Genomic DNA, 12667 nt, shown 5'->3' with positions numbered 1-12667 from the left:
TGAATGCAGGCCGGGATATACCAGATAAAGCGATTCTACTGATTATGAAGCAGCCTGTTGTTTCTCGCCTCTTGAAGTTGTCGATTTATGCTGATTCTCACGTCAGCAAAGGCAGAAATGCCTGGGCTAAAGAGAGCACCAGGAAGAATCCGCACATGTCGGTGATGGTAGTCAGGATCGGACCTGAGGCCAGGGCGGGGTCGAGTTTGAATCCTTTGAGAACCATCGGAATCAGGGCACCCAGACAGACTGCCATGAGGGTGTTCGCGGCCAGGGCGCCACCGATTACCAGGCCCAGATAAGCATTCCCTTTCCAGATATAGGCGACGATGCCCAACAGCAACCCGAGGGCCAGGCCGTTGACCATACCTAATGCGAATTCTTTTTTGAATACGTATATCCAGTCGCGCGGTCGAATCACACCCAGGACCAGTTCTCGCGTACTTACCGCGATCGCCTGGTTACCTGTGCAGCCACTCATGTCGGAAACAATCGGCAGGAACACTGCCAGAGCGATGACACTGGAAAGTGTATCTTCATACATGGCAATCACACTGGCGGCAACAATATTCAGCACAATGTTGATGCTCAACCATGACAGACGCCGGGCACTGCGAATCTTGAGTGGCAGACTGCGGAGTTCTTCCCCACCCATAATCCCTGCAAATCGCAGAAAGGTCTTACCGGCCTGTTCTTCCCCAGCCTCTTCCACATCTTCCCGTCGGACGACGCCGACCAGTACATTGGCTTCGTCGACAACTGGCAGACCGAACAGCGGGTGTGAATCAAAGAAGTGCTGTAACTCCTGCAGACTCGTGGAGTCAGGCACACAGAGTGGGCTGGGAATCATCAGGTTGGAAAGACGTTTACCTGGTGGCGCCATCAGCAGGTCCCGCAGGCGTAGTACACCGACCAGTTGCAGGTCCTGATTGATGACGTAAATGTACTGCACATTATATTCGGCGTATCGTTCGGCATTCTGACGGAGGTCGGATACCACATCGTCAACCGTTTGCGACTCTTCAAAGGAGAGCAGCTCGGTGATCATCAGACCGCCGGCACAGAGACTGGTATATTTCGAAAGGAAGCGGACGTTTTCCGCTTCTTCCGGATTCATGACTTTCAGAATCTTTTCCGATTGTTCCTCGGGTAGTTGATCCAGGAGGTCGACCTGCTCGTCACTGTTCATTTCATCAACAATATGAGCGGCCTGTTCAGGCGACAGGGACGAGAGCAACTGTGCTGCCTGCAGTTCTGGCAGCGTCTCCATCAACCAGGCGGCATGTTCGCCATCCAGCAGTTTCAAAAACGCCTGCTGTTCATCAAGGGAGAGCTGTGCCAGAATACGCGCTTCTTCCCCAGGGGGCAGCGCATTCAGAAAGTTGATCGCCGCTGCGGATTCACCAGCTTTGACGATCTCATCCAGCTGATCCCAGACGTCAGGCAGTTCGATATGTGTCGATTCGCTGAGCGGCTGTGAGTCGTTCATTTATCCTTCTCCCTTCCTGGAACAGGCTGAGCCGGTTCAGGTTGGATTTGTCTGTCTTAGTTGAATTCTTAAGTGAAAGCCCGTGGAACGCGTGACTACTGATTTTATAGTCAAACCGCGTAAAAAATGAAGTCCATTCGACTTACGTTTACGACTCAATTCGGGCAAAAACGGACATTCGGTCTAAAATCAGGTCGACTGAGAGGGAGCGTTTGAACAGAAGACGCAGAGAAACTGTGAGCACAGAATATCCATGTGCGCAATGGAGACAGTGATGCAGGGGGGATTATGGAGTCACTTTTTCTCTTTCAACAGGCGATCGACTGTCTTCAAAGCTTCACTGAAGTACCCCACGTACGCCACGTTTCCCTGTTGATCGATGACGGCTGCCGAGGGAATTCCGCGTACGTTGAAATTGCGAATGGTTTCACCAAAGAATCCTTTGCGGGTCGAAGGACGGTCGATGGCCAACTGGAAGTCGATCTCTTCTTTTTGTGCGAACTCCTGCAATTCCGCAACGCTGGTATGGCTGTCGTGCATGCCAATTAACACGAACGGCTGGTCTGCGTAGTAACGGGCGGCGGTCCGAACTTCTGGCAACTGTGAGATACAGGGGCCACAGTGGGTTCCCCAGAAATCAATCAGCACGACCTTGCCTTTCGTATTCGGCGGAGAGGAGACACCTTCGCGCGTCATCCAGCGGGCCGGTTTGATTTCAGGAGCTGGCCTGCCGTAGTGCACCTGCTGTTCGAGCTTCGGGGTGTGCCGGGGATGACGCTGCAGATATGCGGCAAAATCTGTGACCGGGCCTCTCAAGGTCGTCGTGTAGGGACGGCCTGGTCTGGTCCTGGAAGCCTCCGGAGAAATGTGACGGGAGTCGACTAAGACCGCTCCCGGAGGTATCGCTACGGCAAACGCATCGGGGGGTGACTGGTCGAAGAGTTCGACTTTTTCAATTTCAAAGACGTTTACTAAATTCAGTTTGCCCTGATAGCGTCGCCAACTGATAAAGAATCGCGGCAAGATCAGACCATTGGCCAGTTGTTGTGGCGCGAAATACAGAGAGGCGTGCTCCAGGCCCTTTGTTGGTTCTTTCAGGTAACTTTCAAAAATGAAACCGGTGTCCCGGTCAAAAACACGTCTTTGGAGATAAGTTAATTTCTGTCCCCGGCTTTCCGAATCCGTCTGAGTGGTGTAGATCGTGCGTCGCCCTGACTGTTCGATTTCCACTTCGGGCCTGGGCCGGTCTTCAGGGGCTGGACGCTGGAAACGCAGGGTAGGCCAGTCCGTGAAGTCATTAGGCGTATGGATATGTAAAAAATTTCTCCGGTACACCGAGGCCTGATTATTGGAAACATCATACGTTAATGTCTCCCATCCATCCCGGAATGAGATACTGTCGGGCAGGAGTCTCCCCTGTGCATCATGGTGATGCTTGCGCCATTCATACAGGCGTTCTTCTTTGTGGTATTGACCGGTCGAAGTCATGATCGTTCGGCCTCCCCGCTTGATTTCTCCGCCGTGTTTTTTAAGCAACGCGTCGATATCAGGTATCTGGTAGGAATCCAGTGCACGCAGGTCTTTCAGCAGGCCTTGCGTATCCAGGCCGGGTTGTCGTCCCAGCATCAATTGCGCCGTTACCCGCATTGTGGAACCTCGCAATAGCTCTGACTGCCTGTGCCATTTCAGCTGTAATTCGGGTGGATAGATTGAGTCGGGATTCGGTTTGACCTCTTCTCTGAACGATTCGGCATCGACGAATTGCGGCTGGCTCAGTTTGAATTCGACTGTGGTCACTTCGCCAGCGGGTAGTTTGATTAATTCGCCCCGGCTCCCCTCGGCCTGTGCCAGCGTTAATGGTTCTGCTACGACGAACCGTCGCTGGCCGGGTGTCATGAAAGCCTGGATCTCCCCGGCCGTGTTTGTTTTTGGATAATCGACATAGACCGACTGAGTGGAAACAGGCCGGGGATCGCTGGAATCGGGAGATTCATAGTTAAACCGCACTCCGGGAATCGGCTGGCCAGTCTGCGCATCGACGACTTTTAAGATGACAGTCGCCGCTGGTCTCAATTTAACCGTATGCTGAACAGGGCCGTGCTGCTCTTTTACGAAAAACTGTTCGCTCTGAAAATAAAATGGCTGATCCGGTTGGGGCTCAATGATTAATTTGTATTCGCCGGGCACCAGTTGCAGACGGGCATTACCCCGGCTGTCCGATCGGGCTTGAATCCTGGCGCGACGAATGGGACCGATAGATCGCGCTGTCACCAACACGCCAGCGACCGGCTGCTCAGTCTGCTCTTGCACTACTTGTACTGTTACATTGCGGGGCGCGAAAAACTCCCGGTTCAATTCTCCCGAGTAGCCTACCGCTCCCCGACGTTTGTTGTTTGCCTTCTCTGCAGGAGAGGTGACTATAGTGGATTGCCAGGGATCAAAAGTGGGGCCAGGGTCGATTCGCGTAAGATAACTGGTATCACGACGGAGTTGTTTGAATTCGTAGAAACCTTCTGCATCGGTGTGTGTTTCTCGAAATTCTGCGGGCAGAACACGGATGCTGGAGAAACTGAAGGGGTCTTTGATCGGCTGGTTGTCATTTCCCAGAAAACGGCATGAGCGCACGCCCCAGCCTGTTGGATTTCGTTGACTGTCAATACGCCCCAGTTGTACTTTGGCATTGGCGAGTGGGTGCCCCTGTTTATCGGTGATGCGGCCTTTGAGCAGAGCAGGGCGGTCAAACATCAGATCGACAATCAACGGTTCATCCAGATAAAACGCATTCTCTGTAACACGCGCATTTTTATCGCCCAGTTTGGTTCCCTGGGGGCGGATGTCGGGACGGTAAAAACAGGTCTCATGCCAGGTGAAACCGTATCCATCGCAGGTACCGAAGATCTCGAATCTGCCTTCTGCAGGTTTCGGAATCGGATTGGGACGTTCACGATTTACGAGGAGTTGAATTTCTTTCAGTTCGTAATGACCCGTTGCGTCAGTTTGCGTCTGGCCACGCAACATTTCAAAGCCGCCCGGCATGCGTCTGGCTGCCGACCCCACATAAATGGTTGCATTTTTCAGTGGTGTACCGTCAAAAGTGCGTGCAGTTCCCGAAATGCTGACTCGATGCAGTTCTGCTCCATAGCCTCCACCATCCTCTATAGTCTGTAGAATTTCTACCTGCGGAGGTCGTTTTTTCTCTGACTGCTGTTTTGTCTTATCGGCTGAGCCGAGTTCAGGTTTCAATGCCAGTTGGACTGGAGAACTTCCCTGAATGCTTTGAGGTTCTGCTGACTGTAATGCAGATCCCCAAAGCGATAAGAGTACGATCGCGAAGAGTGAATACAGTGATCGCGTTGATATGAATTGTGACCCCTTGCCGGTAACCCTGAACAGACTCATTCCCGTGCTCCTTACAGTAATTGCCTCAGCGAACGATACACGCTAGCCGCGTGTTCATCTGGGGTGGTTCTGTCAGTATACACGGGTGAACTGGGGATGCAAATTCGCACTTACATTATAGTGGTTCACAAAGCAGGAGAATGAGCGCTCAGGCTGAAACAGTAACCTAATCCTGCAGATCAAATTTGAGATCAGTAATTTCATTACCATCCTCGACGGTGACGGTCAGGCCTGAGTTGTCGGCAGACGCGTATTTTTCCGGCAGCAGATTTTCAGGCGGAGGTTGCGGTTTGGGATTCGGATCGTAATTGGGATCATCTTCCGGTAGTGCTTCTGGAGTTTCGGATGTTTCAAATTTCGTGATCATGACCTGGTAATTGCCAGGCACGACACCATCAGTGCCTTCGAATGTCCCCATCTGAAACAGACCTTCCGCGTTCGACAGACCGTTGGCATTGCGTCCGTTCGACTGATCAACGGGAACAAAAGCAATGCTCGCTCCTTCAACGGGTGTTCCATTGTAGGTCACTGTGCCAGCTACCGAAGTTTGTGCAAGACGTTCATTGTCTGTTCCACCACCGTACCCGGTGAAACCTGGATTAATCAGACCGGAAACTAGAACGTATCAGAGGATTCTTTTGCTTCGTATTCGTGTGGAAATTTCATTCTTTCGTTTTCAGTGCGAGCTCTTTTTTCGCTTGAATGTTTTTTCTACTTCCACGGCGATGAACACAATTGAAGAGAGCGCAAGTGTGATGCCCAGCTCTGCCGCCGTCAAGGGGGCGGTCTTGAAGACCTCGTTCAAAATCGGAATATAAATCGTGGCCATCTGCAAAGTGAATGTCAGCAGAACGGCACCAAATAGTGGCTTGTTCGATAACGGTCCCTGCGAAAAGAACGATTCCCGTTCTGAGCGAATTGCCAGCACATGGCCCATCTGACTCAGACAGAGGACAGTAAAAACCATTGTCTGCCAGTGTTCCGGGCTGCGATCGATAAACCAGGCTTGCGTAAACAGCGAAACCGCTCCCATCAATAATCCGACCCAGATGATATGCGCGCCCAGTCCGTGGGCAAAAATGCTTTCCTGGGGATGACGGGGTGACCGTTGCATCAGATTTTTTTCACCAGGCTCTGCCGTCAAAGCCAGGCCGGGAATACCATCGGTTACCAGGTTAATCCACAGAATATGAATCGGCAGCAGCGGAATCGGCAGGCCGAGCAGGGGAGCCAGAAAGATCGTCCAGATTTCACCCAGGTTGCTGGTCATCGTGTACTTGATAAATTTGCGAATGTTGTCAAAGATCCGCCGTCCTTCTCTGACCGTTTTGACGATCGTAGAAAAATTATCGTCCAGCAGAATCATGTGGGCTGCTTCCTTGGAGACATCTGTGCCGGTGATGCCCATTGCGACTCCGATGTCGGCGCGTTTCAAGGCCGGTGCATCATTAACGCCGTCTCCAGTCATGGCTACAAAATGACCGCGATTCTGTAAGGCCTGCACGATCTTCAGTTTCTGTTGCGGTGAAACGCGTGCATAAACCCGAATTTTCTCCACCCGTGCTTCCAGCTCTTCAAGTGTAAGCGGTTGAAGTTCCTTTCCGGTGATGACCGATTCCGTTTCCTCTTCATCAATGATTCCCACCCGTCGGGCGATGACTGCTGCGGTCAGCGGGTGGTCTCCGGTGATCATCACAGGATGGATGCCTGCAGTCTGACAGAGGGCGACCGACTCGGCTGCTTCCGGACGGGGAGGATCCAGCATGCCGACCAGCCCCACCAGGGTCAGGTCCGCTTCAATCTCTTCCGGGATCAGTGACTCTGGAACCGCGTCCCAGATCCGCAAAGCGAAGCCAAGTGTTCTTAATCCCTCGCCGGCGATCTGTTCGGTATGCTGCATCACCTGGCTCTGGTCGATGTCAGTCAGTCCCTCTTTCACTTGGAGGTGTGTTGCTCGGGCCACGATCTCTTCTGCAGCCCCCTTGGTAATCGATACGACTTTTCCATCGCTCCAGGGATGAAAAGTCGTCATCAGTTTGCGTTCCGCATCGAAAGGAATTTCAGCCAGGCGGGGAAAAGCGGATTCCAGCGCATCCCGCAGGAATCCTTTTTCCCGGGCGAGTTCAAAGAGTGCCGTTTCTGTTGGATCACCGACAACTTCGTCCTCGCCGTCCAGTCGTGTGTCGTTACAGAGTGACAGGGCAGAGAGTAGTAATTCCGCGTGCGGTTTGTCAGCGAGACTTTGGCTGGTTGTAGAACCAGATTCTGTTTTTGGGAGTTCATCCGTAGAGCGGATCTGACTGTCAAGGTAAACCTGCTCGACCGTCATCCGGTTCTGGGTGAGGGTTCCTGTCTTGTCAGTACAGATATATGAGACCGATCCCAGGGTCTCTACCGCGGGGAGTTTGCGAATCAGTGCCTGCTGCTTGACCAGCTTGCGTGCACCCAGTGCCAGCGAAATCGTGATCACCGCAGGCAGTGCTTCGGGGATAGCGGCGACTGCCAGCGAGATTGCGGTCAGCAGCATCAGCAAGGGTGGTTCACCGCGTAAGAGACCTGCGACAAACACGATGATACAGATCGCGAATATGGCATAAGCCAGTTTCTGACCGAACGTCGCCAGTCGTTTCTGGAGCGGTGTGCGCCCCTGATCCTGGTCCTGAAGCAGTGCAGCGATTTGTCCCAGTTGGGTCTGCATGCCGGTTTCAGTGACGATTCCCTGGCCGTGACCTTTGGTAATCAGTGTTCCTTTAAAAGCAAGATTTTTTCGATCACCGAGAGGAAGTTCCTCTTCGCTAAGCTGGCCGGTCTGTTTCTCTACCGCCAGTGATTCCCCAGTCAAAGCTGCTTCATCGATCTGCAGTTGGACCGCTTCCGTCAGTCTCATATCGGCAGGGACAATGTTCCCCGCTTCAAGCATGACGCGGTCTCCAGGAACCAGTTGATTGACCGGCAGCGTTGTGATTTTTCCTCCGCGCATCACATTGGCGGAAGGGGCGGCCATCTTCTTCAGTGCCGCCATTGCTTTTTCGGCCCGATATTCCTGTACGAACCCGAGGATCGCATTCAGTAATACAATCACGGTGATGGCGATCGTATCGGCTGGCTCGCCGATGATCCCGGAAACGACTGCAGCCGCGATCAGGACCAGAATCATGAAATCTTTGAACTGGTCCAGAAACATCATCCAGATTGATTTTCGTTGTTTTTCAACGAGTTCATTCAGACCGTACTCGACCTGGCGGGATTCGACCTCCGCAGAAGTCAATCCCTGCTCAGGGGAATGCAGTCGGTCTGCCGCAGCATTGTCATCAAGCAGATACCAGGCGGGTGAGGTGTGGTCTGCAGAGTTCATCAGGCGACACTCCTCTCCGTTGAAGAGCAGTTGCTGGCAAGTGACAGGTAAACCTGGAAACCAGGGATCACGTCAGGAAGTCGCAGTATTGATTTCATGGGCTTTCAAATCTTTGGATCAAGGCGTATGTTCCGATTCGGAACCGGTCCTGAATCGGAACGCACATTCGATTCTAACGGATCAAAACCATTTCAGCTACGGCCTGTAAGAGGGACGATCTTTGTCGAAAACAGTTCAGCCGGAAACAGACTCAGCTTTGAACTGGTCTTCCTTCTGGCATCAATGCCGGTTGATGGTTAGAATGAACTCGGTCTGCAGCGGAATCTGCAGAAAGCGTCACATCTGATGAATTGAATCTGAGAGGAAGTCTGGAAATGTTTTCGAACCTGTATCGCATCTTGCCAATAACAATCTGCATTACCCTGGCGCTGACTTTGTGTGTTAAAACGCAAGCCGAAGAGAAACAGCCTGTCTTACTGGCAGGAGCGGCCACCAGTAATATCACTCCCCCCTTAGGCGAACTGATTGTGGGAGGCTGGAAACCGATACCCGCCAAACGCATTCACGACGAACTGCACGCCCGCTGCATTGTGCTCGATAACGGTAAGGTCAAGCTGGCGATTGTGCTCTGCGATAACGTCGGGATTCCGGAATCGGTCTTCGATCTGGCGAAAGAGCAGGTTCATAAACATACCAGCATTCCCAAATCACAGCTGCTGATGGCTTCAACGCACACGCATTCCGCTACTACGGCTCGGGGGCCTTCCAAAGTGCTGCGGGAAACCGAATTCACCGAGTATCAGAAATTCCTGGCCAGCCGGATCTCGGATGGCGTGCGTCGTGCCCTGTATCAACTGGAGCCGGCACGAATTGGCTGGGGACAGGTCGATGAGCCGTCAGAAGTCTTCAACCGTCGTTGGTATGTAAATGACACTTCACTGCTGACCAATCCCTTTGGTGGCCTGGATCGCGTCCGCATGAATCCTCCGCGGGGAAATAAAGCCCTGGATCGTCCGGCTGGTCCGACTGACCCGCAGGTCAGCTTTATTTCGATCCAAAGTCAAAAGGGACGCCCCATCGCTCTGCTGGCAAATTACTCGCTGCACTATGTAGGCGGCGTGCAGTCCGGTGATGTCTCGGCTGATTACTTCGGCTACTTTGCGAAATACATTGAACAGAAACTGGGGGCCCAGGATCAGTCGCCACCTTTTGTCGGTATTTTATCCAACGGCACCAGTGGTGATGTGAACAACATCAATTTCACCGAGAAGGGGGGCAAGCGTTACCAGCGTTATGAAAAAATGCAGGAAGTCGCTGAGAAGGTGGCCAGCCGCGTCTATGAAGCACAGCAGACCATCAAATATCATAACTGGGTCCCGCTGGGAGCCGCTGCTGCGAAACTGCCTCTGAAACTCCGCAAACCAACGCCGGAGATGCTGGCACACTTCGAGAAAATCAAATCCGAAGCTGGGGACGGGAACCGGGCAAAGCATCGACGGGAAGAAATCTATGCAGAGCGGATTGCCAAAATCATGGAAGCGCCGGACCAGATCGAAGTCCCTCTGCAGGTGATGCGGATCGGCTCACTGGGAATCTGTGCAATTCCTTTTGAAACGTTTACTGAAACCGGTCTGGAGCTCAAAGAACGCAGCCCCTTCCAGCCCACATTTACCATCGAACTGGCCAATGGTTCGTTCGGTTATCTGCCCACACCCGAGCAGCATCGGCTGGGGGGCTATGAAACCTGGCTGGGAACCAATTATGTAGAAAAAGACGCCAGTACCAAAATTGTAAACATGTTGCTCGAACTGTTTGCCCAGTTGAAAAAAGAAGACTCGTAACCAGCAGTCTGTCCCCCCTGTGGGACGTAGCCCATAAGGGGGTTGTTTCAGGTGAGTGACCCGGGTTAGAATGGTCTCTCACCGATGTGTTTATCCTGCCTCACGATCCCAGCCTCCCGCGAGCAACCCGAAAGATCGTCGATTTATGACTGATTCGAGAATTCGGACCACACTGATCATTCTGCTGAGTGGACTGTGCCTGATGGCTGGCAATCAGTTCTGCGCTGCAGAGCCGGTTGACTTTCGTCGTGATGTGGCACCTATCCTGGAACAGCACTGCCTGGTCTGCCATAACAGACGGGTTCGACAGGGGGAACTTTCGCTGCATTCCCTGGACGCAACATTACACGGGGGCGAAAGTGGGGAGATCGTGGATCCTGGAGATCCGGACGCGAGCTACCTGCTGGATCTGATCACTCCCAGTAACGGAGTTGCCGAGATGCCCCGCGAGGCACCTCCGCTCTCTGAACAGGAGCAGTCAATCCTTCGTCGCTGGATCAAAGAGGGCGCTGTCTGGCCGGAAAAACTGGAGCTGGAAGCGCCGCTCCTGTGGTCGCTTGCTCCGCTGAGTCAACCAGCGGTTCCCGTGGACGTAAAATCGACGGATCATTTCCCGCTTCGCAACTCGATAGATGCTTTTATTGCTTCGCGACTGCAAGCCGCCGGTGTCCAGCCAGCTCCTCCTGCAGATCGACGGACGTTGATCCGCCGCCTGTATCTGGATCTGGTGGGCTTGCTGCCTGCGCCTGACGAAGTCGAAGCCTTTGTGGCAGATACCGATCCTCAGAGCTACGAAAAACTCGTAGACAAACTGCTGGCCTCACCCCATTTTGGTGAACGCTGGGGACGCTACTGGCTGGACATGGCCCGCTATGCGGACAGTTCCGGTTACCTGGGCGACAGCATACGACCGCACGTCTGGGTTTATCGGGAGTGGGTCATCGATGCGATCAATCAGGATCTGCCCTTCGATCAGTTCTCCAAAGAACAGTTAGCCGGTGATTTGTTTGAAAAGTCGACCGTTTCGCAAAAGGTGGCGACTGGCTTTCATCGTAATACTCTGAAAAACACAGAAGCCGGCGTCGATCTCGAACTCTACCGCACTAAAGAGATCGTCGACCGTGTCAATACGACCGGCATGGTCTGGTTGGGACTGACTCTCGGCTGTGCTGAGTGTCACGATCACAAACACGATCCCATTTCGCAGAACGAATTTTACCAGCTGTATTCTTTCTTTAACAATGCGGATGAGACCACGGTCAAGGTCACGCGGGACTGGGAAAAACAGGAATACCAGCAGGCTCTCGCTGACTGGCAACCCGATTACGGTCGCTGCCAGCAGGAAATCAAGACTTACGAAAAGGCAGACCTCAACGAAAAACAGCGCACGGAAATCGATAAGATTCTGAAGGGCTATAAACGCTCATCCGATTTGAAAAAGCTGGAACCGTTTTATCAGACGAAAAAAGAGGGGTGGGACAAGCTCTCAGCCAGGCTGGGGAAACTCCTCTCCTCCCGGCCGCAGGCTCCCTCTACGCGTGCCCCGATTTTCACGGAACGGACTAAAGACCGTCGCGAAACGTTCGTGCATGTTCGCGGCGTTTATAATCGTCCGGGAGACAAGGTCAGTCCGGGAACGCCCTCTGTACTGCCGGATCTGCAGTCGCGTCAGCCCGCGCCCGATCGACTCGATCTGGCAAACTGGCTCTTCCGGGAAGAGAACCCATTAACCGCACGGGTGGCGGTGAACCGCATCTGGCAGCATCTGTTCGGACGGGGCATCGTGTCAACGCCGAACGACTTTGGCACTAAAGGAGCAACACCCACTCATCCGCTGCTGCTGGACTGGCTCGCCTCCGAATACAGACAACGCGACTGGAGCCGCAAAGCGATGATCAAACTGATTGTGATGTCTTCAGCCTATCAGATGTCGTCCGCCGCCAATGCACGTGACGTACCTCAGGATGTTAATAACCTGCTCTTCTGGAGACAGAACAGCTTTCGCGTCGAAGCGGAAATCGTTCGCGATATTCATCTGACCGCCAGTGGTCTGCTGGATCGAACCATCGGTCGTAAGGGAATTCGTCCACCACTGCCTGCCTTCGTGACCGATGTGGGGCGGAGCGTTAAATGGCCCGCTACTCAGGGGAGTGCCCGTTATCGACGGGGGATGTATATTGTTTTCAAACGGACGGTGCCGTTCCCGATGCTGATGACGTTCGATGCACCGGATGCGACCGTCTCCTGCAGTCGTCGCGAACGTTCCAATACACCGCTGCAGGCTTTGACTCTGCTCAATAGTCCGATGTTTTTCGAGTGTGCTGAAGTACTGGGAAAACAGATGCAGGAGAAACACGCCGACAACATTTCCGCGGCGATTCAGGAAATGTATCTGCGCTGTCTGTCGCGTCCTGCCGGTGAGCCGGAAGCGGTCGCCCTGCAGTCCGCCTGGAGCGATCTGCTACATCTGGCGGAAGCGAAACAAGCTGGTGCAAAACCACCACAGAAACCAGCAGAGACCGCGATGGTCCAGCTGGCCCGCATCATTATGAACCTGGATGAATTTATTACGAGAGACTGATC

Annotated in this window: 6 protein-coding genes; 2 read left to right on the top strand and 4 right to left on the bottom strand. The window is 53.2% G+C overall.

The annotated features are described in order from the left end of the window. Positions 1-97 precede the first annotated feature (97 nt). From mgtE to RID21_RS20305, 4 genes are all read right to left on the bottom strand, one after another. Complete coding sequence (gene mgtE, locus RID21_RS20320) at positions 98-1489, bottom strand: magnesium transporter (protein WP_350192024.1); 1392 nt, start codon at positions 1487-1489, stop codon at positions 98-100. 294 nt (positions 1490-1783) lie between these two features. Further along, the gene (locus RID21_RS20315) at positions 1784-4888 is read right to left on the bottom strand and encodes a redoxin family protein (RefSeq protein WP_350192022.1); all 3105 of its coding nucleotides are present in this window, start codon (positions 4886-4888) and stop codon (positions 1784-1786) included. 166 nt (positions 4889-5054) lie between these two features. Further along, positions 5055-5417: a hypothetical protein gene (locus tag RID21_RS20310; RefSeq protein WP_350192020.1), complete on the bottom strand. Its 363-nt coding sequence runs from the start codon at positions 5415-5417 to the stop codon at positions 5055-5057. A gap of 147 nt (positions 5418-5564) precedes the next feature. Further along, complete coding sequence (locus tag RID21_RS20305; protein ID WP_350192017.1) at positions 5565-8243, bottom strand: cation-translocating P-type ATPase; 2679 nt, start codon at positions 8241-8243, stop codon at positions 5565-5567. A gap of 374 nt (positions 8244-8617) precedes the next feature. On the opposite strand from RID21_RS20305, the gene RID21_RS20300 reads away from it, so the two are divergent. Both RID21_RS20300 and RID21_RS20295 read left to right on the top strand, forming a co-directional pair. Continuing rightward, on the top strand, positions 8618-10084 hold the full coding sequence (locus tag RID21_RS20300) for a neutral/alkaline non-lysosomal ceramidase N-terminal domain-containing protein (RefSeq protein ID WP_350192015.1): 1467 nt from the start codon (positions 8618-8620) through the stop codon (positions 10082-10084). A 145-nt stretch (positions 10085-10229) separates the two neighbouring features. After that, positions 10230-12665 carry a PSD1 and planctomycete cytochrome C domain-containing protein gene (locus tag RID21_RS20295; RefSeq protein WP_350192013.1) on the top strand — a complete coding sequence of 812 codons (2436 nt, stop codon included), beginning with the start codon at positions 10230-10232 and terminating at the stop codon, positions 12663-12665. Positions 12666-12667 lie beyond the last annotated feature (2 nt).

The sequence above is a fragment of the Gimesia sp. genome (genome assembly GCF_040219335.1).
Classification (GTDB): domain Bacteria; phylum Planctomycetota; class Planctomycetia; order Planctomycetales; family Planctomycetaceae; genus Gimesia.
This window is presented reverse-complemented; position numbering and strand designations above follow the sequence as displayed.

Excerpts from the sequence above, each read along its gene's own strand:
- mgtE (WP_350192024.1), bottom strand. The coding sequence starts at position 1,489 with ATGAACGACTCACAGCCGCTCAGCGAATCGACACATATCGAACTGCCT.
- RID21_RS20315 (WP_350192022.1), bottom strand. The coding sequence starts at position 4,888 with ATGAGTCTGTTCAGGGTTACCGGCAAGGGGTCACAATTCATATCAACG.
- RID21_RS20305 (WP_350192017.1), bottom strand. The coding sequence starts at position 8,243 with ATGAACTCTGCAGACCACACCTCACCCGCCTGGTATCTGCTTGATGAC.
- RID21_RS20300 (WP_350192015.1), top strand. The coding sequence starts at position 8,618 with ATGTTTTCGAACCTGTATCGCATCTTGCCAATAACAATCTGCATTACC.
- RID21_RS20295 (WP_350192013.1), top strand. The coding sequence starts at position 10,230 with ATGACTGATTCGAGAATTCGGACCACACTGATCATTCTGCTGAGTGGA.